This is a genomic window from Flavobacterium turcicum, assembly GCF_011365745.1.
GTDB classification, from domain to species: Bacteria; Bacteroidota; Bacteroidia; order Flavobacteriales; family Flavobacteriaceae; genus Flavobacterium; species Flavobacterium turcicum.
On record NZ_JAAOBY010000002.1, the window covers coordinates 37,714 to 62,435 of the forward strand.

Sequence of the window (24,722 nt, forward strand, 5' to 3'; positions counted from 1 at the left end):
TGTTATTTTTTTGGTGTTGCTTTTTTTGATTTTTCTTTTGGCGCTTGACTCTTTTTAAACAATTCGCTGAATTTATTGTAATCCATCGTAATTACAAATGACACGCCCGTTTCAATAACTTCACCTTGCAGCGCTACTTGGTATTTGTTTACTCGGTAGGCGCGCGCTTTGTATCTTCCATCTTTTGAAATTTGATAATCAAGAGCTACATCACCTGCAATATTGCTTGCGTTTTGATTGGCTTGCTGAGATCCTTCGAGGCCAAAACTACTTCCAACCGTTACTTTTAAACGGTCGTTCAACAACTTTTTCGAAATCCCGACACTTAAATCGGTTTTGTTTTCACGTTGACCGGTGGTGAAATCTTCGGAAGTATTTAAGTCAAAGTTCAGTTCAACACCTTGAATTAAATCGCCTGCTAAATTATTCAATTGTTGCGATAAAAGTTTGCTAGCACTCTCTCTTGCTAATGCTGAAACTGAGGTACCGCCATTTTCGCTGGCAAAAGGATTCTCGCCAATGAAACGATTCAAAAGTAAAAGGGCAAAAACTTGCTTATTCAATTCGTCCTGCTGTGTTCTAATTTGTTCTAATTTGGCTTGAGTCGAATTGATAATTTCGGTAGCCACATTATTATTTCCTTCTGGCAAAACAATATCAAAAGAGATAGTCGGTTGCAGCAATTCGCCATTCATTTTTAGTTCGGTTTCAAACGGAATTTTCTCTTTGTAGGTGTTGCGAACTGATGCACTTACATCGCCCAATTGATCATTAACCAAATCAATAGGAGCGGCTTCGGTTTTGTAAACTGCAGTAATGTTAATATCTGCTGTTGTTGGCTCGCCGGTCCATAAAATGTAACTTCCTGATTTGATATCGAATTTTCTTTTGATGGCGTTAAAATTCATTTTATAACTTCCTTCAGAAAGTTCGTAGCGGCCCGTTAAACTGGTTTTTCCTGATGGATCAATACCGCCGTTTAATTGTGCCTCACCTTTTAGTTTTAAGAAATCACCGTTTGCTTTATCGATAATAATTGATAATTCAGCCTCTTTGTCAACTTCGATATTTACCGATGCGTTGATTCCTTTTACCTCAGTGCTGCTGCTAAATTCTTGTAGTGCGATTGCTGTTGCAGCTTTTGGTTTGTCTTGATCAATAAATTCAACAATGCCTTCGCGGTCGGCAATTGATGGGTCTGATTGTGGTAAAACAATGTTAAATTTGGTGTCTTTGTTAATTTTAACTGTCCCATCAATTTGCGGGCTGTCTAATGTTCCGCTAATTTGTAATTGGTTGTCAAGATACAATTCACCATAATACAAATCGTTGTCTTTGGCTTTCGAGTTGACCGCTTTAAAGTTTTTAGCATCGATGGCTAAATCAAATCCCATATTGGTAAGGTTACTAATATCTATTTTACCGTCAATAATAAGGTCATTCTCTTTTTCATCTTTGATTGTAAAGCGATTTAGTAAAACGGTATTGGGTGTGAAAGTAATTTTATCATTGATTTGTTGGAACTTAGCGTTCAAGGGTTTCACTGTAAAACCAACAGAGTTGAATTGTACTTCTCCTAAAAGTTCAGGCTTTGAGGTGTTTCCTTTTAGATCCAATTGACCTGATAGAAAACCATTACTTTCAGTTAAATTACCCAAAGTAAAGCCTTGAATACTTTTTAATTGTAGCGCTTTTAGATCAATATTCAAGTCAAAAGTACTGTTTAGGGCATTGTAGATTCCCTTTAATTCCGCTTGATTCTCTTGACCACTTATTTCAATATTGGCATTGTATTGATTGGCTATTGCGTTATCAATTTTAATTTTCAGGTTACCAACGGTATCTTTTTTAAAGGTTAGATTCTGAACATCCAAATCAGAAGTAAAAAGTGGACTTGGAGTATTAATTGTAACCTTTGCTTCACCATTAATTTTACCGCTCAATTGCAGGTCGTTTTTCTCGACAAAACTTGTAATTGTGCTGATGTCAAAATCTTTGAATTCTAATTGCAAAGGTGCATTTTCGGTATTGGGTTCCGATTGAATTTGTATCCCGCTTCCGTTTTTATTCAAGTTAAAATCGGTAATCAGCAGTCCTTTTTTACCAAAACGAATGCGATTACTATTGGCAATTTCCCAAGGTTCGTAATTCAAAACGAAACGATTACTATCGAGAGACAGTTCTTGATTACCATTTATAGCAACTAATTCTCCTGTCAAAAGGTAGCGTTCTTTATCTTTCTTATCTTTTAATTGTAATAGGTATTCGACAGTATTATTTTTCACACTGCCTTTCAATTCTGTATGAGGCAATTCTAAAGCGCTGTTTTGGATGTCATCCACCAAAAACTCATACACTAAAGCTTGATTTTGGGTGTCAACTTTTAGAGCAGCGTTAGTTACGGTTACACCTGCATATACCATTTTTGGTACGGTTCCTTGCATTATAATTGTATCGTTAACTGAATTGTATCGACCTGATAATGCAATTGGCTCGATGCTTTTAAGATCTGGAAGCAATTGAAATAAGATAGGATGATCTACCAGAGCTACTTTAAAATCAAAGTGCTGTGGTGCTGTATTTTTTTTCTTTTGAACAGGATTTGTAGTGTAGTAAGCAGCGATTGATTGGGATAAAGCTGTTCCTAATTGTGAAAACGAAAAACGTCCATTTACAGCAGCATTCATAAATGGTGCTTTCAATTCTATTACATTGCTTTGCGCTGTAGATTTAGCTGTAACTTGAATAGAATCAATTACAAATTGCTCTTTTGCATTTGTAATTTCAATATTTTGTGCCACAATTGTTCCGTTCAGAAAATCTAAATTTGCCGACTGTATATCAGCATCTACAAAGCCTCTTAGTTTTAAAGGACCTGCATGCAGATTTAATTTTTCAAGATCGGCAATATCCATATTGAGTTTGATTTTTCCAGTTGGATATTTGTCTCTAAAACTTCCCGAGCTCAACATGGTGAAATTCAAATTAGGATCTTTTGCCGTGGCAGTTGCTTGAAATAATCCTTTTTTGATTGATCCTTTTAAAGCAATGTTTTTGTAATTGTATTTATTGAAATATGCCTTTACAACATTGGCATTTAATGCCGCTGTTGCAGTTTTTGGATTAAAACCAGTTCCTTTTACATTGGCAGTAGCACTTATTTTACCAATAGAATCATTTTTTAGTAGTTTCCCTAAGTCAAAATTTACAAATGTAGCTTGCGCTTGGTACTGTTCCGCGTTTTTTCTTCTTTGGTCCAAACTGGCATTTACTTTGGCAATTCCAATGCTGCTGTTTAAATTGAGCATTGTTTTGAAAGACTGAATGGTTCCTTTAAAAGTACCATTTAAGCTCAATCGTGCCGGGAGTTGAATCGTATTTGGAATTACGCCTTTTGGAGCAAACGAATAAATATCTTTTGCTGTTGATTTAAATTCTTTAATCTTTAAGTCGAAAACCGCTTTTTCCATGTCTGGTAAGCCTCTTATTATGCCACTTGCAGCTAATTTGGTACTGCCAATTCCGCTTACCTCAAGTGAGGGAATTACCAAATTTTTAAGTTTTCCTTTTACGGCTCCATCAATCAAGATAATAGCTTTGGGATTGGTTTTAAACGGTGGATTACTGGCTAATGCAGGTGCTAAAATCAAAATATCATGAGCACCCAAACGACTCTTTTTAAGACGCGCGATGACACTTAAATCTCCCGGATTTTTAGATAGTGCTTCAAGCGAAGGATAGCCAACTTGAATTTCATCGCGAAGCTCAGTAGTTGGGGTTTTTAGATAGAGATTTTTGATAAATGAATTCTTTTTTCCATAAAAGAAGTTTCCTTTCAAGGATTGAATGTTCAAACCGCTTTTATCTTTGATCGTAAGTTTGGTAAGGTCTCCTGAAATGTTTTCTGGATTGTAATTTAAAGATTCCAAATCCATATTAAAGTTGCGCAGGTGCAAGTGGTTATAATCAATGCCTTTTGCAACAGGAGCCGCGTTATTGTTATTAAATTTAAAATCAATACGCTGTAAAGCTGTTTTCTTTATTTTGATTTCCCAACCCGTTGTAGCAGCTACTTCTTGAACTTTTTCCACTTTTTGTGTGGTATTTTTGTCCAAAGCTAATTCTCCTTCAACTCCGGTTAATTCAACGCTTTCAAGAATTGCAAATTGGTTGTTGAGGTCAAATTTATCAATTGTTGCGAGCAGTTTTTTAAAGTAAAATTGAGTATTGATTTTGTTGTTTTCATCCGCATACGCTACTTTAATTTTACCAAAATCCAATACGCCTAGTTTTAATTGCAAAGGCGTTGCTGGATTCGAATTGTTAGCATCAATTTTTGTATTGCTAGGAGCTGATTTCCCTTGTTTGTAAAGAACTGCTAACCCATTTATTTTAATTTTTGGAACGTCAAAATCCATCTTTTCCAAATCAAACTTTTTAATGGTCGTTTGAAAATGATTGATTTTGGTATTTAGTTCATTGTTGGCAGACGCATCTTTGTAGCGCAATTGAATACGGTCAAGCGCAATAGACTCCACCGAAAATGTCATTGGTGTGCTATTTTTATCTTCTTTTTTTGGAGGTGATGCAAATGCTTGAGTAATATAATCAAAGTTAAATACGCCATTTTTTGACCTAGAAATATTAGCTGTGATTCCTTCGAGTGCGATACTATTAATTTCGACTTTATTGCGTAACAATTGAAACATACTGAGATCAACCGCAAGTTTTTCGCCAGCTAAAAGGGTATCTTTTTTTTGGTCTTCAAAGTAAACGCCTTGCAAGATTACATTTTTGGGAAAACCAATTGAGAGATGCTCAATTTTTACTTTCGTTTTAATTTTGTCTTGCAAATAAACTACGGCTTTGTCTTTGGCATAAAGCTGAACAGAAGGAATTTGAATGACAATCAAAAGCAGTAGAAAAAGGGTAAATAAACCACCCAAAATCCATAATGCGATTTTTAAACTTTTTTGTAAGTGTTTTTTCAAACGTAGCAATTTAAATTTAAACCAACTATTAGTTGCAATTTTGCAGTCCTGATGAGAACTCAATTGTTGCAAAGGTCGCTAATTTGCCTTACAATTGCTTATAAAACTTTTGTTTAAAATTGTATAATTTCTCTTTTCGCCGATACGTTAATTTTACTTCAAAATTTGAATAAAAATATTTTTAATTACAAACTAGTTTTGAGAGGTTTTTAAGTAGAAATGCCGTGAGGTTTTTTGCAAATTAAGTTAAAAAAGAGGTCAATAAAAAACTAGGAAAATTTTATAATAATCCTCCTAGTTTTGTAGGTACGCAAACCTTGTTTCCTTTAAAATAGGTTTAAAAGAGAGCGTTATAATTTGAATTATTTTGTTGAGAAATTATCGCTTTTAGGAAAAATACTCAAAGCTTGCATAGCCAATTCTGGAGTAGGAGAGGCCAGTTTACGCAGTTTTACATCCATCCAAGCGCCATCAACGGTTATGGTTGCGCACACTTGATCTTGCTCGTTTTTGAATTCGTGAATGATAGACCAGCGGGAGCCATCTTCATTAACTTTTGAGGTTTTGGTATGCATGACAATGCGATCCGAAAGTTTGATTTCTTTTCTGAATACGCATTCTTCTCTAAATAAAATAGGACCAAAACCTTGCGCTTGCATGACTCTCATAGTCAACCCCAAGCTTTCTAAAATTTCAATTCGATGTTGTGCACCAAAATCGTAATAAGCACTATGGCGAACATGAAAATTAGGATCAAGATCAGACCATCTAAAGGATAATTCTTTGGTAAATGAATTCATTTTTGGTGTTTTAAAGTATAAAATATATTTGTTGCTAAATTGCAAAAAAAGATTGACAATTTCTTGTGGTTTTTGACGAAAAATGAGCTGTGGGGAAAAGAAATTACTACTGAATGTATGGGGTTGAAATCATTCTTGCGCCTTCGTTTTTTTATTTATGTTGCATAAAAAAAAGCCTCTTGGTAGAGGCTGATTTGTATTTATGAAATTGTTTGTGGAAATGCTTAGCGAATCGTTTTTACAAATTCTGCAATGGTTCCTGTTCCTTGTTCCGTGAGATGTTTGATGAAAGCACTACCAATAATAGCTCCTTTTGCGTACTGTGTGGCTTGTTGAAAAGTAGCTGCATTATTGATACCAAAACCCACCACTTGTGGGTTTTTCAAATTCATATTGGCAATGCGTTCAAAGTAAGCTTCTTGTGAAGTTCCGAATCCGGTTTGTGAGCCGGTAACACTAGCCGAGCTTACCATGTAAATGAATCCGTCAGAAACACTATCAATAAATTGAATGCGCGCCTCAGAAGTTTGAGGAGTGATTAGGAAAATGTTTTTTAAACCGTATTTTTCAAAAGTAGATTGATAGGAATCAGCATAAACGTCAACGGGTAAGTCAGGAATAATGAGTCCGTCAATACCAATAGCGGCGCATTGTTTGCAAAATTCTTCAATTCCATATTGCAACATTGGGTTAAAATAACCCATAATTATCAAAGGAATAGAAACCGTTTTTCGGATGTCTTTTAGTTGATCAAACAAGACTTGCGTGGTCATACCGTTATGCAAAGCCTGAGTTGAACTTTCTTGAATGGTTGGTCCGTCAGCCAAAGGATCACTAAATGGCAAACCTATTTCGATCATATCGACACCATTTTTTTCTAAATCTTCGATGATTTGAACGGTATCATTCAAACTTGGGTATCCAGCTGAAAAGTAGATGGAAAGTATTTTTTTTGATTCTTGTAATTTCTGATTTATTCTGTTCATTGTAAACTCTTTTTGTGTCTTTCAGCAAGGTTTTAGCAAGCTAAAGGATTTATTTTTTGTGTTTGATGCGATTACTGTTTTCTATTAACTTTCAATAAAAATCCAAGCAGTGATGCCTGATTTTAATGTGATTTGAATTCTTTTGTAAGCGTTTGATTCAAATTGATCTGCTTTGATAAGATCATCGCTCGTCACTGCAAAGGCAATTCCGGTGATAGTGTCTGCAGGATTATCGCTTGGCATGGCTACAAAATAATCTTCCATTCCAAATTCTTCTTCAATTTGCAAACCTTTTAGTTTGTATCCTGTAAGTTGGTCTTCGGTTCCGATTAAAAGTTTATTAAAAACTTGCATCTGAATTTCTTTAGACTGAAGGGTACCGTAGGAGAATAAATATTCCATAAGTAGTTTGATTTCTGGTTATTGGTGTGCGTTAGGGATGGAAGCGGCATCCTTTTTCATGGCTTTTTTTGCCATGAAAAAGATACAGCGTACAGCCCGACCCGCCGCGGCGGGAAACGCCCCAAATATACTGATGTTATAAGTTGAAATAATCAATGTATGTATTTAAATCTTTGTCGCCACGCCCAGAAAGGTTGATGACTACAATATCCTCTGGCTTGAATTTCATTTCGTCTAAAACTGCAAAGGCGTGCGCGCTTTCGATCGCAGGAATTAATCCTTCGGTTTTTGATAATTTGATACCCCAATCCATAGCTTGCGCATCGGTAATTGAAATGAATTGTGCACGTCCAGAAGCAAATAAATGTGAGTGCATTGGGCCTACACCAGGATAATCAAGACCAGCTGAAATACTGTATGGCTCGGTAATTTGGCCATCGGTGGTTTGCATTAACAAAGTTTTACTACCGTGAATAACGCCAACTTTACCTAGTGCTGAGGTTGCAGCACTCTCGCCAGAATCAACGCCTAATCCTGCTGCTTCAACGGCAATAATGTTCACGTCCTTTTCGTCAAGAAAGTGGTAATACGTTCCGGCTGCATTGCTACCGCCACCTACACAAGCTACCACATAATCAGGGTTTTCACGGCCTTCTTTTTCAAGCAATTGTGCTTTGATTTCTTTTGAAATAACCGATTGGAAGCGCGCGACCATATCAGGGTAAGGATGCGGCCCCACCACTGAACCAATGATGTAATAAGTATCTAGCGGATTGTTAATCCAATCTCTAATTGCTTCGTTAGTAGCATCTTTTAAAGTTTTTGATCCTGAAGTTGCTGGACGAACTGTAGCACCTAACATTTTCATACGAGCCACATTTGGAGCTTGTCGTTTGATGTCGACTTCGCCCATGTACACAATACACTCTAAGCCCATTAATGCACATACAGTTGCTGTGGCTACACCGTGTTGTCCTGCACCAGTTTCAGCAATGATGCGGGTTTTTCCGAGGCGTTTAGCTAGTAAAATTTGACCGATTGTGTTGTTTACTTTATGTGCACCAGTATGGCATAAATCTTCACGCTTTAAGTAAATTTTGGTGTTGTATTGCTCTGATAATCTTTTGGCAAAGTAAAGTGGAGTAGGGCGACCTACATACTCACGCAATAAACTGTCAAACTCCTCTTGAAAAGAAGGTTCGGCTGTGATTTTTAAATAATTCTGACGTAGTTCCTCTACATTTGGATATAACATTTCAGGGATAAATGCACCACCAAATTCTCCGTAATAACCTTTCTCGTTTACATTGTAACTCATGATATTTTTTTTAAAAGTTTATTGTCTCAGTAGTTCCTGAAACTGCTTTAATGCATTACTGTTTTTTAATCCTGCCTCAATTTCAAATTTACTATTCAAATCTAAGGCGTATACGGGTAAGTTGCTTTTTGTTATTTCTTTTATTTGTGCTACTTCATCAAGACCTATTCCACCACTCAGAAAAAATGGTTTTTGTGAAGGATAATTTTGTAGCATTTTCCAGTCGAATACTGTACCGTTGCCTCCGGGTAATTTTCCTTTGGTATCGAACAAGAAGTAATCGCAACTGTCTTCAAATTCTTTTATAGATTCGAAATCAAAATCGCTTCCGACAGAGAAGACTTTAAAAATTTCGATGTTAACACCCAAAACTTCTCTTAATTCTTGGCAAAATGCAACAGATTCATGTCCGTGTAATTGTACGGCTTTTAAATCGTGTTGGTTGACTTTTGTTTGTATTTCAAGCACGCTTGCATTTACAAATACACCTACTTTTTTTATTGATGCCTGTAAGGTTGGAATAGTTCCTGTGAAATACCGTGACGAAGGTTCCCAGAAAATAAAGCCCATGTAATCTGGCAAAAGTGCAGCTACTTCGAGAATATTTTCAGAGTACTTCATTCCGCAAATTTTCATGGCATAGCCAGTTTGTTTTGCAGTGATTGGTATTTCTTGTTCGTTCATTATTAAGTGTATAATGGTGTTTATTGTAATTTTTTATTTAACCTAATTGTTGAATGAATTCAGTAGCTGCTGCGCCTGCGTTATCGGTTTTCATGAAGTTTTCTCCAATCAAAAAACCTTTGTATCCGTAAGGTTTTAATTCTTGAATGGCCGCTACTGATGAAATACCACTTTCGGAAACCTTAACAAATTCATCCGGAATATGAGATGCTAATTCTTTACTGAAATCTAAACTGACTTCGAATGTTTTTAAATTGCGATTATTTACGCCGATTAGATCCAATGAAGGCATTATCGATTTGTGTAACTCTTCAAGATTGTGTACTTCGAGCAACACTTCAAGATTTAAACTCTTAGCAAATTCAGATAATGATTTGATTTCGTCTCGCGTTAAAACGGCAGCGATTAGCAAAATTAAATCGGCGCCATGTGCTTTGGCTTCTAAAATTTGATACTCGTCAACAATAAATTCTTTTCGCAAAAGCGGAACATTTACACTTGCTCTTGCTAGAAGCAAATCGTCAAGCGATCCACCAAAATATTTCCCATCGGTTAGTACCGAGATTCCGCAAGCACCCGCATTCTCATAGCCTTTTGTTACTTCTTCTACCGTGAAGTCATAATTTATAGCTGCTTTTGATGGTGATCTGCGCTTGTGTTCGGCAATAATTCCGGAACTGCTGTTTAATAAATTAGTTCGCAATGAAATGGTTTCTTTATTGAAAAACACTGACGATTCTAACTGCGAAACAGGAATGATATTTTTTTTGAGAATGACTTCTCGTTTTTTGTCGATTATGATTTTATCTAAGATATTCATTCTTATGTGTTTAACGTTTTCTTTGTTTAACGTTTAAAGTTTTTCAAATCAATTACTTTAAACCCTAAATTTTTGTTATTTACTCAATTCTTGCAATTTGGTCAAAGATAAAAGTCCTTTTCCGGATAATAAACTTTCTTTTGCTATTTGAAATCCTTCTAAAGGACTGCATTTAGTAACCGTCGCGATTGCCATTGCTGCATTGGCACAAACTACATTATTTTGAGCCTCTGTACCTTTACCTGAAATGATGGTTGTAAACATTTGAGCTGATTCGTCAATTGTTTTTCCGCCTTCAATATCTGTTTGAAGTAATAGGCTAGCCCCAAAATCTTCAGGGTGCAACATGCCTTCCATTGTATTGCTAATGGTTTTGGTAGCACCTGTTAGCGATACTTCGTCATAGCCATCAAGTGAGTGCAAAATTGTGAAATTTACCTCGGTATTTTGATAGAGATAGGCATACATTCGAGCTAATTCTAAATTAAAAACACCTACCAATTGATTTTTAGGAAAAGACGGATTCACCATCGGTCCCAACATATTAAAAAAGGTTTTTACTGCTAATTCTTTTCTAATTGGTCCTACATTTTTCATGGCAGGGTGAAAAAGTGGCGCATGCAATACGCAAATACCTGCTTGATCGATAGAACGCTCTAAAAACTCAGGGTCGTTACTGAACTTAATTCCCATTTTTTCCATGACATTGCTCGATCCTGAAACAGATGATAAGCCATAGTTACCGTGTTTTGCTACTTTTATACCAGCACCCGCAGCCACAAATGACGCCAATGTTGAAATATTAAAAGTATCTTTTCCATCGCCTCCTGTTCCGCATAAATCAATAGCGTTATAGGCCGACAAGTCAACTCGAATGCACAATTCTAGCAAGGCTTCGCGAAATCCTGCAAGCTCATCAATGGTAATGCTTCGCATCATGTAAACGGTCAAGAAAGAAGCGATTTGGCTGCTGTTGTAACTTCCGTTCGAAATATTAATCAATACTTCCTTGGCCTCTTGCTTAGAAAGTATTTCATGATTAATTAGGCGATTTAATATGTTTTTCATTTTTTGTATCTGTCTTAAAGTTGAGAGTCTTTGGAGCCTATGACTAATTTTTCACCCAATTTTCTAATATCTTTTTACCATTAGGCGTCAAAACGCTTTCGGGATGAAATTGTACGCCGCGAACATCATAAGTTTTATGACGCAAAGACATAATTTGTCCGTTTTCATCAATAGAAGTGGCTTCAAGTACTTCGGGTAAATTGCTTTCGACAACCCACGAGTGGTAACGTCCTACTTCAAATGAATTACCTAAACCTTCAAATAAACCTTCATCAGTAACCGTGGTTTGAACCATAGAGCTTACACCGTGATAGACTTTATCTAAGTTGGTCAATGTTCCTCCGTATACTTCGCCAATAGCTTGTTGCCCTAAGCATACTCCAAATATACTTTTTGTTGGTCCATATTTTTGAATAACCGCTTTTAGTAAACCAGCTTCGTCAGGAATACCAGGACCTGGCGAGAGTAAAATTTTATCAAACGAAGCAATTTCGTCCAACTCAAATTCATCGTTTCGGTACACCGTAACTTCGCAATTTAAATCTTCTAGGTAGTGTACCAAATTGTAAGTGAAGCTATCGTAATTGTCTATGACTAGTATTTTTTTCATTTTTATTATTGAAAAATTGAAAGATTAAAAGATTGCTTCGCCAGTTCGTTGTTCAGGCTCGTGGAAAAAATTCTACTTTTAGACAATCTTTAAATTCTTGAATTATTAAATCTTTAAATTAGTATTTTAAATGGTCTCCGCTAAATCCAAAGCCGTATTTAATGCTCTTAATTTATTGTACACTTCTTGCATTTCATTTTCTTCATCTGATCCTGCAACAATTCCCGCGCCTGCTTGACAATGCAATTGATGATTTTTACTTAAAAAAGTACGAATCATAATTGCGTGATTAAAATTGCCTTCAAAATCCATGACACCAATGGCGCCTCCGTAAAAATTTCTATTTGTTTTTTCGTACTCTTCAATCAGTTGCATGGCTCTATGTTTTGGAGCACCACTCAAGGTTCCTGCTGGAAATGTATCGGCTACTACTTGCATGGTTGTAGCATTTTCATGCAAATGTCCTGTTACTTTTGACACCAAATGAATTACATGCGAGAAAAATTGAACCTCACGATAGCGCTCCACGTTTACTGCGTGGCCATGTCGACTGAGATCGTTTCGAGCCAAATCAACAAGCATAACGTGTTCGCTATTTTCTTTTTTATCTTCTGATAATTGTTTGGCTAATTCAGCATCTTTTTCGTCATCGCCAGTTCGTTTAAAAGTTCCCGCTATTGGATGAATTTCAGCCTTTCGATCTTTAACGATGATTTGCGCTTCGGGCGACGACCCAAATATTTTAAAATCGCCATAATCAAAGAAAAACAAATAAGGTGAAGGATTGATGCTGCGTAAGGCGCGATATACATTGAATTCGTCTCCTTTAAACCCTTGCGTAAATCGGCGTGAGAGTACCAATTGAAAAACGTCTCCGCGGAAGCAATGTTTTTTAGCCAAAGCTACATTGTGCTTAAACTCGGCATCCGTTAAGTTCGAAAATCCAGCTCCTTCTTTGGTGAATTTATACGAAGCAATATTGCGAGACTGAAGCAATTGCTCAATTTCTGAAATATTATTGTGACCGTTTATGCTGTGGCAAAATATATAAGCTTCATTTTTAAAATGGTTGATGGCAATTATATTTTGGTAAACCGCATAATAAATATCGGGAATGGTATTACTATTCTCTTTTTTAGCAATAGTTACTTTTTCGAAATAACGCACTGCATCATACGAAATATACCCAAACAAACCGTTATTGATGAATTTAAAATTGTTTTTTTCAGATTTGAATTGTCCAGAAAATTCTTGAATAATTGACGGTACATCTGTAGTAGCTTCGATTGCCGTTTTTTCAAAAGTTCCATCAGGGAACTGCTTGTAAACCGTTTCATTTTCTATTTTTATCGAAGCGATGGGATTGCAACAAATATAGGAAAAGCTGTTGTCGTTGCCGTGGTAATCGCTACTTTCGAGCAGTAAACTGTTAGGGAATTTATCTCTAATTTTTAAATACACACTTACAGGCGTGATGGTGTCTGCAAGAATTTGTTTGTAGTGAGTATGTAAAGCAAATGATTTCAAGATCTTGTATTTTTAGTTGATTAGTTTTGATTTTGTGATACATAAAAAAAAGGCTTGTCGTCATGACAAGCCTTTTTATATAAGTAGTTTTAAACATACTATAGGAGCTCTATTCACGACGACTGACGTAAATTGTTCCACCACCAAGTATTATTTAAAATTGTGTTCATTTTTTCTTTTGTATGGTGCAAATATAGAAATGATTATCGGACTTGCAAATAAAACGCTTGTTAAAAATGAAGCAGTTATCTCGCTATTTTGTTAAATCTTGACTGAAGATTAATTAATATATAAAAAAAAAACCCAACAATTGCTTGTTGGGGTTATAATGTGAGAGCAATAAATTCTTAGAATTTTAAAGCTACAGCTAATGTGAAATCATCGTTGATGGCTTTGTCACCAATTGCGCTGAAGATACTAGCTGAGTTGTACTCAATTTTGTATTTAGTTCTGTCAACTACTACGTTAGCATTTGCAGTGTTTGCAGTTGTAGTTAAGTCAAAAGTTACTGGTTTAGTAATTCCTTTTATAGTCAAGTCAGCAGTTACTGCGTAAGCGTTTGCAGATTTTGCAGTTACTTTTTTGAAAACTAAAGTTGAAGTTGCAAATTTGTCAGTTCCAAAAAAGTCATCAGCTTTTAAGTGTCCTTCTAATTTTTCTTTTCCTTGACCTGCTTTTAAGTCAGTTACATTCATTGAGTTCATGTCAACAACAAAGTTTCCACCAACTAATTTTTTACCTTTAAAAACAAGGTTTCCGCTTTTAAGGTTGATTGTACCTTCATGAGCACCTGTTACTTTTTTTCCAACCCATTTAATAGAACTTTGAGCAGCATCTACTTTTTTAGTTTGCGCGTTTCCTGTTACTGTAGCTAAGGCTACTACTACTGCTAATGCAATTGATTTTAGATTTTTCATTTGTTTTTTTGTTTAATGTGGATTAATAATTATAGTGTAATAAATAATTCTTCAGTTGATTTACGTACTTTTTTAGCAAATTGAGTTGCATCTTCTTCATGTCTGTAACCTACGGTCGCGATCAAAGAAGCGTTCAAGCCTAATTCGTTCAGTCCTAATATTGCATTTACATCAGCAGGAACAAATCCTTCCATTGGCGTAACGTCAATTTTTAGCTCAGCTGCAGCATTCAATAAGTTACCCATTGCTAAGTAAGTCTGTTTTGCTGCCCAAGTGTTACGTACTTCTTCAGGAAGTGTAGTCAAGTTGTTTTTCATCAAGTCAGCATAAGGCTTTAAATTTTCAACAGGAATACTTCTTGTTTCGCTCATGTTAGTAATCACAGCATCAATTCCTTCAGCTCCAAAATTTACCTCGTTAGCAAAAACTAAAAGGTGAGAAGCATCAACGATTTGTGTTTGTCCCCATGCTGATGGCTGAATTTTAGCTCTTAATTCAGGATTTTCAACAATGATAATTTTGTACGGCTGTAAACCATACGATGAAGCGCTGAGTCTAATAGCCTCTTTTAAAGTATTTAAATCTTCAGCGCTTACTTTTTTGGAAGCATCAAATTTCTTTGTTGCATATCTCCAATTTTGATTTTCTAAGAATGTATTCATTTTTGTTTTTGGTATTTATGGATTTCTATATTTTTCTAACAATTGATTTAGTGTTTCAATTTCTTTATCTGTTAACTTTTTTGAAAAAGACTGTTCGTGAGTCAAAACTTTTTCGTCTAATGCTGCAAGGATATCGAGTCCTTTTTGCGTAATCAAAACTTCAATTTTTCTGCGGTTGTCTGAGCAAACTTTACGAGTAACAAAACTTTTCAAAAGTAATTTATCTACTAACCGAGTTGTGTTGCTTGTTTTGGCTAACATGCGCTCTTGAATAACGCACATATTGGCTGGATTTCCTTTTTGTCCTCTTAAAATGCGCAAGACATTGTACTGTTCACTTGATATTTCAAAAGGTTTCAAAATTTCATTAAAATTTTCTGCTAGTACATTTTGCGTGTACATGATATTGAGGATAATTTTCTTAGAATTATCCATCGCAACAGTAGATTTTAATATTTCTTCAATTTTCATATTTGTATATATGTCATTTGTGGGTACAAATGTAGTCTTTATTTAATGTTGTATATACAAATGTTGATTAAATTTTTGTTAATTTTTTAAGAGCCAAGAAAAATTAGCAATTCAAAGTTATGTAAATGCATTCTTTAAACTTGAATTTTAAAACATTTTTAAATGCCTAATGATTTGATTTGTTGATTTTTTGAAGGTTTTAATTTGAAAAAAGTAAACTTGATTTAAGTTTTAAAAATTTATACATTTAGCTTTTTCTTTAATATTTTCACAATATGCAATCAAAAGAACCATCCTATGACGATCTAATCAGGCAACTCAAAGCCCAAGAGCAACAAATTAGTAGGTTGGAGCAAGAAAATGCTGAACTCAAAAATTTTGAAAATGGTTTCGATCAGTCCCACGAAGTGGAGTGCATGGTTGCATTCGATGGTTTATTTAAGCAAAATGACAGCACTTTCACAGCTAAATTTGGTTTTTCAGACCAAGATTTACTCAGTTGTTCCTTTTTAGATTTTATACATCCGGATGATCATGAAAAAACTGTGGAAGCATTAGACTTGTTAGCTAGTGGTATTTCTAGAACTTTTTTAAACAATAGATTGCTAGGGAATGATGGAAGAATTTTTGATTTTGAATGGCTATTGATACTGTCATCAAAAAGTAAGTGCATCCATTGTGTTGGTAGGGAAGTTGCTGTTTTAGAAACTACACAAAAATTATTACTCGATGGTGAGACAGTTTCCAATAATACTGAAAAAATTGCAAAAATAGGCAATTGGGAACTAGATCTTACATCAAAAAAAATGCAATGGTCGCAGAAGTTATGTGCTATTTATGAAGTTGAAAAAATATCACAATTAGATTTTTATCAGGAGTTTTTATCAGTTTTAACTAAGGAATCTGCTGCCCTTTTTTTAAACAAAATAGCAACTTGCGCAAGTGAAAAAGAAGAATTAGTATTTGAACAATGTGCGATTTTATCAAATGGAAAGAGGAAGTATTTAAATGTGAAAGTTTTTCCAATTGTTGATGAAGATGGAGTTGTACGCCATTTAAAAGGAACGATTCAAGACATTACAAATAAGAAAAATTTCGAACAAGAAATAAAAGAACGTGACGTTTCGGCAGTTGAGTACGAATTGCAACTACAAGAGCGAGAAAGTAATTCAAACTTTAAAACTTATATCGACAATGCCCCCGATGGCGTTTTTGTAATAGGTGAAAAAGGTCATTATTTAGAGGTCAACCAAGCAGCATGTACATTATCTGGATATTCAAGAGAAGAACTTTTAAAAATGAAGTTTGGTGATTTATCGATTGAAGAAGAGATTCAAGAGTACATTAAGGAATTTAAAAAATTGGTAGAAAATGGTGTTGGTAAAAAAGAAATTTTTATCAAAACAAAATCTGGGGAAGTGAGATGCTGGGCTGCCGAAGCTGTAAAGTTATCCGAAAATAAATTTTTAGGTTTTGTAAAAGACATTACAGAACAAAAAAACATTCAAGAACAACTTGTTCGCAATGAAAGACGATTTAGGGCTTTTATTCAAAACAATCAAGATAGTATCACTTTATTAGACGAAAACTATCGAATTTTATTTAAAAGTGAGTCTTCAAAAAAAATCACAGGTTGGACAAACGATGATTTTTCAGAATTATGCGGCCTAGATTTTATACATCCAGACAATTTACAATATGTGAAAGAAAAAATGGCTTTGGCTATCAAAAATCCGGGTTTGTCATTTCCGGTACAGTTTCAAGTCAAGCACAGTGATGGGCACTTTATTTGGATGGAGGGATACGTTAATAACCTTTTGCACGATCCTGATGTGCGCGGGATTATTACCAATATGCGAGATGTTACTCAAGCAAAAGCGGCTCAAATGCAATTGGAGCTGGAACGGGATAAATTTTTAAAAATTGCTGAAGCCTCGCCAGGAATGATTTATTCGTTACGACAAAATTTAGATGGAAGCTTTACTTATACCTACGCCAGTAGTGCGATTGTAGATGTTTTTGGATTTAGATTTGAAGAAATAGAAAACGATCAGCAACAAATTTATGCTGCCGTACATCCTGATGATCTTGCTCCTTTGTTAGCTAGCGTTACCAATACTAAAAATAATTTGGTACCACTACAAACAGAATACCGATATTTTCATCCTACAAAGGGTTTAATGTGGCATAATATAAATTCGTTGCCAATTTTGGAGCCACAAGGAACAGTAATTTGTCATGGCATTATAACAGATGTTACTGCTCGAGTGATAGCGGAACAAAAGATCATCAAAGCCAATCGTTTATACTCTTTTATTAGTCACATGAACCAAATGATTGTTCGTACGACGAATCAAGAAAATTTATTCTATGAGGCTTGTACAATTGCAGTTGAACAGGGAAAGTTCAGAATGGCATGGATTGGATTGTATGATGAGCAACTGCAGTTATTACAACCCGTTCGTATGGCGGGTGATCACCAAGACTATTTTAAAAATATTGTAATTCCTTCAACAAATGCAAATATACCTGAAGGTCAAGGCCCTGCTGCTAGAGCATTTCTTGAAAACCAATATATAGTTTGCAATGATGTTGAGATAGATGTAATGATGTTGCCTTGGAAAGAAGAAGCACTTAAACGCAATTATAAATCTGTGATAGCATTGCCTATTCAGAAATTTAAGGAAGTAATAGGTGTCATCATGTTTTATGCCGGTGAAAAGAACTTTTTTGATGAAGAAGAAATACAATTATTGCAAGAGGCAACCAACGATATTGCCTTTGCACTTGAAATTCTTGAAAATGAATCACAAAGGAAAAAAGCATCTGAAGCAATAATTGAGAGTGAACAACGCTACCACACTTTAACAGAAGTATCTCCCGTTGGAATTTTTAGAACTGACATTACAGGGTATACAACGTATGTAAATCCTTATTGGAGTCGGATTTCAGGTTTTTCTTTTGACGATGCCATTGGTTACGGTTGGCTCGATGCAGTGCATCCAAATGACAAAGATTATTTGGCAAAAAGATGGCATTTGGACTCAAAAACACAGGAAAAATCTATAACAGAGTATCGTTTTTTGAAACCCGATGGTACTATTGTTTGGGTAATGGGACAAGCAATACCAGAACGTAATATTAAAAATGAGGTAGTTGGATATGTTGGTACTATAACAGACATAACAGAACGCAAAAAATCTGAAGTTGCAATTTTAAAAGAGCAGCAGCTGTCTGAAGTAGTTATTAATAATCTACCAGGAATCTTCTATTTGTACAATGAGGATGGAAAGTTTGTAAAATGGAATAAAAACTTTGAAAATCTCACTGGTTATTCGTCCGAAGAAATGGGGCAATTAAGAGCGCTTGATTTGTTTGACGACGATGAAAAATCAAAAATTAGAGATCGAATAGAACTAGCATTTGCAATAAACTTTGAAGAAGGTGATAAATTGCCAGGAATTGAGGTTGTTTTTTATACAAAAAATAAGGTGAAGGTTCCGTATTTTATCAACTCAAAACCAATTCAATACAACGGTGAACGATGTTTGTTAGGAATGGGACTTGACCTATCTGAAATTAAAAAAGCCGAAGAGGAACTCAAAACTGCAAACTCCCGTTTTGAAACTATTGCAAAGGCTACAAATGATGCTGTTTTTGAAGTAGATTTAATTACCGGTCAAAGTTGGAACAATCAAACATTTATTGATCTGTTAGGTTTTGGCAGTTTAGAACCTAACGGGCTACAAAATACAGTTTTATGGCGTTCTAAATTACATCCAGACGATTTTGAACGGGTCACGAAAAAATTAGATGAAACTTATGCTGGAACGGAAAGCAGTTGGTCAGATGAATTTCGTTTTCTTAAAGCTGATGGAACTTATGGTATATTTTACGACCGTGGTATCGTCACCCGAGACCATAATGGTAAGGCTATTCGATTAAATGGGGCGCTAACTGAAATTACAGAGTTAAAAAATATTAAAGAAAAACTAAGTAATAGTGAAGAACAATACCGCAGTTTAATAGAGCAAGCATCAGACGCTATTTTTATAAATAATCTTTGTGGTGATTTGTTAGAGGTAAACGAAAGTGCTTGCAATATGTTGGGCTATTCTAAAGAAGAATTGTGCTCTAAAAACGTCAAAGATTTATATCAAATTGAAGAGCTCGAACGAATACCGATAATGTATAAAGAATTAGCAGATGGCCATCAAACGTTAATAGAACGCAGTATGCAACATAAAAACGGTTCTTTAGTCGCTGTAGAAATTACTGCTAAGATGATTGCTGACGGAAGGATTGTGGCAATTGTTAGAAATATTAGCGAACGGAAAAAAATTGACGACGAGTTTATGAAAATGCATAAAAAAATGGAGGCTATTCTTGGCGCCATTCCTGATATGCTTTTTGAGTTAGATGGCGATGGGAAAATATATAATTATCATTCCCGTACCAACGAATTGCTACTAGCAACACCTGAGTACTTTATTGGGAAATTATTTTCGGAGATATTACCAGCAGATGCTTCCAACTTAATATTATCTGCTTTAAAAGAAGCTAGTGAATTTGGATATTCAACGGGACGTCAATATTCACTTAACCTACCAACATCAGGCTTGCATTGGTTTGAACTGTCGGTTGCACCAATGTCTGACAGTGCAAGCGATGAGAAGCATTATATTTGTTTGAGTCGTGATATTACGCAGTCAAAGCAGTCCGATCTTATGCTCTTTAAAAGTGAAGAACGTTACCGCGGACTGATTAGCAATTTAGATGCCGGAATCATTGTTCACGCTCCTGATACTTCAATCATTGTGTGGAATCAAAAGGCAGCTGAGTTATTAGCTTACGATGTAGACTCCTTGAAGGGAATGAAGGCGAGTAGTCCGATTTGGAAGTTTTACGATGAAAACAATGATAAAATGACATTGGAATGGTATCCGGTAAATCAAATTATTGCCTCTAAAAAACCGCTTAAAAACTTTAAAGTCGGCTTAGAACTGTCTGATTCTGGCGCCATAACTTGGTTGCTGGTCAATGGTTTTCCTGATTTTGATATACACGGTAATTTGGTTGAGGTTATTATAAGTTTTATCGATATCACAGAGCAAAAAATACTTGAGATGGAATTGCTGAAGGCCAAAGAACAAGCCGAAGCAGCAAATAAAGCTAAAACAGATTTCTTAGCCAATATGAGCCACGAAATACGGACACCATTGAACGGAATTATAGGATTTACGCACCTATTAATGAAATCTAATTTAAAGAAAAATCAGGCAGAATACATGACAACCGTAAATGAGTCCGCAACCTCACTTATGGATATTGTAAATGACGTTTTGGATTTTTCTAAAATTGAATCTGGAAAATTAGAATTGACCATCGAAGAAGTTAATATTGTTAAGTTAACTACTCAGGTTATTAATTTGTTTAAAATTCAAGCGAGCAGGAAGAACATCCAGTTAATACTAAATATCGATAAATTAGTTCCGCAATATATTTTAGCCGATTCCGTTCGACTGAAACAAATTTTGGTAAATCTCTTGAGTAACGCTATTAAGTTTACCCACTTTGGCGAAATTCGTTTAGACATAAACAAAGTAGAATCTTCGGGGCAAAAGTGGTCTACTATAAAATTTTCCGTGAAGGATACTGGAGTCGGAATTAAAACTGATAACAACAAGAAAATCTTTAAATCTTTTGTACAAGAAGATAATTCGACCAATCGAAAATTTGGAGGTACAGGACTTGGTTTAGCAATTTCAAACCAGCTTCTGGCCTTGATGAATAGCAGGCTTCAGTTGATAAGTACTTTTGGTGAAGGAAGTGATTTCTTTTTCGAAATTAAATTTAAAAAAGCCAAACATAAAAAAAATGAAGCAATAGCAATTCAAAAATCTATTGACGAAAATACAACTATTCCTCAATTTGAATTATCAGATAAAAAGATTCTCATTGTTGAGGATAATAAAATAAATATGATGTTAGCTAAAACGTTAGTGAAACGGATTATTGAAAATTGTCTCGTTTATGAAGCCAAAGACGGTAGCGAGGCGATTGAAATTTCTCGTAATTACAAACCCGATCTTATTTTGATGGACATTCAAATGCCAAACAAAAATGGATATGAGGCTACAGCCGAAATTCGACAAATAGAGGGCTACAAAGATGTTCCAATAATAGCCATTACTGCAGGAATCATGGTTGGTGACAAGGAAAAATGTTTTGAAGCTGGCATGAATGATTATTTACCAAAGCCAATTATACAAGCTGATTTAGAGAAAATGTTGCACTTGTGGTTAACCAAGGAATAATTAAAAAACGGATAAAAACTGTTTACTTGCAGTTCTTATCCGTTTTTTTATCTATTGAGAGTAGAAGTTATAAATGATACTTGCTAGCGAACAATAAACTGATTTTAAAAGTACAAACCTTAATTTTTTCTAAGAAAATGAATAAAAACTTCCGCATTAGCTCTTGGCTGAATTGAATTCTTGGCTTTTTCAAGGCTAATGATATTAAAATCTGATTCAAATAAACCTTGGTATTCCATTTTGCTTCCGCCAAAAGGAGGTCCTGATTCAAATTCTCGGTCAAACAACAATCCAAACAATGCACCGTTTGAAGCAAGTAATTCTTTCATTTTTGAAACATACAAGGGTCTGTTTTGCGGAGGCAACGCACAAAAAAAAGTTTGCTCCAGAATATAATCATAACGGCCTTGATGTTCGAAAAAATCTCCTAAAATTACTTGAATTTCTGGGTCATTTTTGAATTTTTCCTGTAAACTATCGACTAATGTAGGTGCAATATCTATTAATGTAATGGCTGTAAATCCTTGTTCAAGCAAATAAATGGCTTCATAACAATTCCCACAACCCGGAATCAAAATTTTAGCATTTTTTTCAGCAATAGAGTATATAAATTCCTGAATAGGCGGTGCAACTTGACCAATATCCCATTGGGTATTGTTTGTTTGGTAACGATTGTCCCAATAATTTTTGTTTAGTGTTTCATTCAAATCAGTCTCTTTTGATTCACTCATTAAATTCAATTTTAATTTCGTTTTGTAGCGTGATTTCCAAATTACTTAAAATATGAAAATCACACAAATAAGTGTTGAGGTTCATGGCAAAATTACCTTTGCTGAATTAGTTTTGAAGTATTTTACTTTGACAAACAAAATCAGTTTTTGGAACCTCAGTTTTTGCAATAGCGTTAAATCCTCCTTCAATTTCAGTAAAGTTTCTAAATCCTCTTGCTTCTAAAATTGATGCCGCTATCATACTGCGGTATCCGCCTGCACAATGAATAAAAAAGTGTTGTTTTGGGTCAATATCTTCAATCCAATCATTAATAGCGGCGAGTGGTTTGCTGTAGGCGTCTGTTACGTGTTCCGCTGCATATTCTGTTGCTTTTCGAATGTCAATTACTTTGCTTTCGCCTATAATTACTTGCTTTGCAAATGTGTCGGCAGTAATTCTATTGATGGTATCGGTTTCTTTTCCTGCAGTTACCCAAGACTCAAAACCTCCTGCCAACTGGCCTACCAAATTATCAAAACCTACGCGACTCAATCTGGTAACAGTTTCCTCTTCTTGACCCACCTCGCAAATAATTAAAATAGGTTGTTTAACATCGGCAATCATCGATCCTACCCACGGAGCAAAGTCACCATCAATACCAATATTAATCGATTGCGGAATAAAACCTTTGGCAAAATCACCATTTTTACGAGTATCCAGTAGTAAAGCTCCAGTGTCAGAGGCTGCAGTTTCAAACTCATCGGCCGTAAGTGCTCTCATACCTAGGTTTAAAACATTTTCAAAGCTCTCGTAACCTTGCTTGTTCATTGCTACGTTCATACCAAAATAGGCCGGCGGTGGTAACAAACCATCTGTAACTTCTTGAATAAACTCGGCTTCCGTCATGTTCGCACGCAATGCATAATTGGTAGCTTTTTGGTTTCCAATGGTCGATACTGTTTCTTTACTCATATTTTTGCCACAAGCGCTACCTGCACCATGCGCCGGATACACAATCACATCATCAGGCAAAGTCATGATTTTTGAACGTAAAGATTGATATAATGTGGCAGCCAATTGTTCTTGTGTTAAATGCGCCGCTTTTTGGGCCAAATCAGGTCGGCCAACATCGCCAATAAACAATGTATCACCTGAAAAGAGCGCGTGCTCTCTACCGTTTTCATCTAAAAGCAAATAAGAAGTACTCTCCATCGTATGTCCTGGCGTGTGCAATACTTTGATAGTTACATTTCCAAGAGGGAATAATTGCCCGTCAGCAGCTGAAATGGCTTCAAAAGCAGTTACTGCCTGTGGACCGTAAACAATAGGCGCTCCTGTTTGCTTGCTTAAGTCCAAATGTCCCGAAACGAAATCAGCGTGAAAATGGGTTTCAAAAATATATTTTAATGCTACGCCATCTCTTTGCAAACGGTCTAAATACGGTTGCGTTTCACGCAGTGGATCAATGATTGCTGCAACTCCATTTGAGGTGATGTAGTAGGCCCCTTGCGCCAAACATCCGGTATATATTTGTTCAATTTTCATAATAGTATGTTTTATTTGAGTACAAATGTACTTTTGTTTTTTTGTAATAAAAGTGATAATTGTTACAGTTGTATATTTTTTAGAAAAAAAGTTCTCTGGTAATAATGTACGCGCCCATGATTAAAACAAACCAACCAAAAATAGGTTTGAGTTGTGCTCCATTTATCTTTTTTGAAATTTGAATTCCAATCAGCATCCCAACAAAAGCCATCGCGGCAATCACTAATAATAGTCGATAATCAATTGCAGTCCCGATATACAAATCGCCCGCAAACCCGATACTAGAGTTGATAAAAATAATCAGTAAGGAAGTTCCAACAGCTTGTTTCATTGGTAAATTAGCAAAAAATAATAAAGCAGGAATAATCAAAAATCCGCCTCCTGCTCCTAAGAAACCGGTCACGATGCCCACAACAAAACCTATGACGCCTAATTGTATGTAATTTGTTTTTAAACCTTCAGGAATGGGTTTGCTTTTTCGAATCATTGCTATCGCTGCCGCCATCATTAGAATCGAAAAAACAATCATGATTAAATCGTTTTTAGAAACTTGATAAGTTGCTATTGTAAAAAGGGTAGTAGCAATTTGCGGAAAAATCACTTCTCGAATAATTAAAATAGAAAATACAGATGGTATTGCAAAGTACAAAGCTGACTTGAGTTGTAAGTTGCCCAATTTATAATGGCTAATACAGCCTAATAAGGATGTAACCCCTACGATAAATAAGGAGTATGTAGTTGCTAGTTCGGGATCAATTTGAAACAAATAGACCAATATTGGTATTGTTAATATTGATCCGCCACCACCAATTAAACCCAACGAAAGTCCGATAATTATTGATGCTAAATAGCCAAAATATTCCATAATAAGTTAAAAGTGAGAAGAAGCAATG

At 35.4% G+C, this 24,722-nt stretch carries 17 protein-coding genes; 1 reads left to right on the plus strand and 16 read right to left on the minus strand.

What is annotated here, in order from left to right:
- Nucleotides 1-2: 2 nt before the first annotated feature.
- The 13 genes from G9Q29_RS04130 to G9Q29_RS04190 form a co-directional block, all read right to left on the minus strand.
- Entirely contained in the window at nt 3-4,991 is a 4,989-nt protein-coding gene (locus G9Q29_RS04130) for a translocation/assembly module TamB domain-containing protein (protein ID WP_166133632.1), read from the minus strand.
- Between the two features lie 362 nt (nt 4,992-5,353).
- The gene (locus G9Q29_RS04135) at nt 5,354-5,791 is read right to left on the minus strand and encodes an acyl-CoA thioesterase (RefSeq protein ID WP_166133634.1); all 438 of its coding nucleotides are present in this window, start codon (nt 5,789-5,791) and stop codon (nt 5,354-5,356) included.
- A gap of 224 nt (nt 5,792-6,015) precedes the next feature.
- Entirely contained in the window at nt 6,016-6,777 is a 762-nt protein-coding gene (gene trpA / locus G9Q29_RS04140; RefSeq protein ID WP_166133636.1) for a tryptophan synthase subunit alpha, read from the minus strand.
- An 84-nt stretch (nt 6,778-6,861) separates the two neighbouring features.
- A complete protein-coding gene (locus G9Q29_RS04145) occupies nt 6,862-7,179 on the minus strand; it encodes a gamma-glutamylcyclotransferase family protein (RefSeq protein WP_166133638.1) in 318 nt (105 codons plus the stop codon).
- Nucleotides 7,180-7,315: 136 nt separating this feature from the next.
- Entirely contained in the window at nt 7,316-8,497 is a 1,182-nt protein-coding gene (gene trpB, locus G9Q29_RS04150; RefSeq protein ID WP_166133640.1) for a tryptophan synthase subunit beta, read from the minus strand.
- A gap of 18 nt (nt 8,498-8,515) precedes the next feature.
- Nucleotides 8,516-9,181: a phosphoribosylanthranilate isomerase gene (locus G9Q29_RS04155; RefSeq protein ID WP_449528477.1), complete on the minus strand. Its 666-nt coding sequence runs from the start codon at nt 9,179-9,181 to the stop codon at nt 8,516-8,518.
- Between the two features lie 37 nt (nt 9,182-9,218).
- On the minus strand, nt 9,219-10,001 hold the full coding sequence (trpC, locus tag G9Q29_RS04160) for an indole-3-glycerol phosphate synthase TrpC (protein WP_166133642.1): 783 nt from the start codon (nt 9,999-10,001) through the stop codon (nt 9,219-9,221).
- A 75-nt stretch (nt 10,002-10,076) separates the two neighbouring features.
- A complete protein-coding gene (gene trpD / locus G9Q29_RS04165) occupies nt 10,077-11,069 on the minus strand; it encodes an anthranilate phosphoribosyltransferase (protein ID WP_166133644.1) in 993 nt (330 codons plus the stop codon).
- 43 nt (nt 11,070-11,112) lie between these two features.
- Nucleotides 11,113-11,679, minus strand: coding sequence for an anthranilate synthase component II (locus G9Q29_RS04170; protein ID WP_166133646.1), 567 nt, complete (start codon nt 11,677-11,679; stop codon nt 11,113-11,115).
- Nucleotides 11,680-11,805: 126 nt separating this feature from the next.
- The gene (locus G9Q29_RS04175) at nt 11,806-13,206 is read right to left on the minus strand and encodes an anthranilate synthase component I family protein (RefSeq protein WP_166133648.1); all 1,401 of its coding nucleotides are present in this window, start codon (nt 13,204-13,206) and stop codon (nt 11,806-11,808) included.
- Nucleotides 13,207-13,553: 347 nt separating this feature from the next.
- Nucleotides 13,554-14,123 (minus strand): YceI family protein, encoded by a 570-nt coding sequence (locus tag G9Q29_RS04180; protein ID WP_166133650.1) that lies wholly within the window; start codon nt 14,121-14,123, stop codon nt 13,554-13,556.
- A gap of 29 nt (nt 14,124-14,152) precedes the next feature.
- Complete coding sequence (locus G9Q29_RS04185) at nt 14,153-14,785, minus strand: NAD(P)H-dependent oxidoreductase (RefSeq protein WP_166133652.1); 633 nt, start codon at nt 14,783-14,785, stop codon at nt 14,153-14,155.
- 15 nt (nt 14,786-14,800) lie between these two features.
- Nucleotides 14,801-15,256 (minus strand): MarR family winged helix-turn-helix transcriptional regulator, encoded by a 456-nt coding sequence (locus G9Q29_RS04190; RefSeq protein ID WP_166133654.1) that lies wholly within the window; start codon nt 15,254-15,256, stop codon nt 14,801-14,803.
- 275 nt (nt 15,257-15,531) lie between these two features.
- Here G9Q29_RS04190 and G9Q29_RS04195 point away from each other — a divergent pair, with 275 nt between their 5' ends.
- Nucleotides 15,532-21,573, plus strand: coding sequence for a PAS domain S-box protein (locus G9Q29_RS04195; RefSeq protein WP_166133656.1), 6,042 nt, complete (start codon nt 15,532-15,534; stop codon nt 21,571-21,573).
- Between the two features lie 119 nt (nt 21,574-21,692).
- Here G9Q29_RS04195 and G9Q29_RS04200 read toward each other — a convergent pair whose 3' ends face one another.
- The 3 genes from G9Q29_RS04200 to G9Q29_RS04210 form a co-directional block, all read right to left on the minus strand.
- Complete coding sequence (locus G9Q29_RS04200) at nt 21,693-22,304, minus strand: methyltransferase domain-containing protein (RefSeq protein WP_166133658.1); 612 nt, start codon at nt 22,302-22,304, stop codon at nt 21,693-21,695.
- A 106-nt stretch (nt 22,305-22,410) separates the two neighbouring features.
- Nucleotides 22,411-23,829, minus strand: a complete 1,419-nt coding sequence (locus G9Q29_RS04205; RefSeq protein ID WP_166133660.1) for an MBL fold metallo-hydrolase — start codon at nt 23,827-23,829, stop codon at nt 22,411-22,413.
- 79 nt (nt 23,830-23,908) lie between these two features.
- Nucleotides 23,909-24,694, minus strand: coding sequence for a sulfite exporter TauE/SafE family protein (locus tag G9Q29_RS04210; RefSeq protein ID WP_166133662.1), 786 nt, complete (start codon nt 24,692-24,694; stop codon nt 23,909-23,911).
- Nucleotides 24,695-24,722 lie beyond the last annotated feature (28 nt).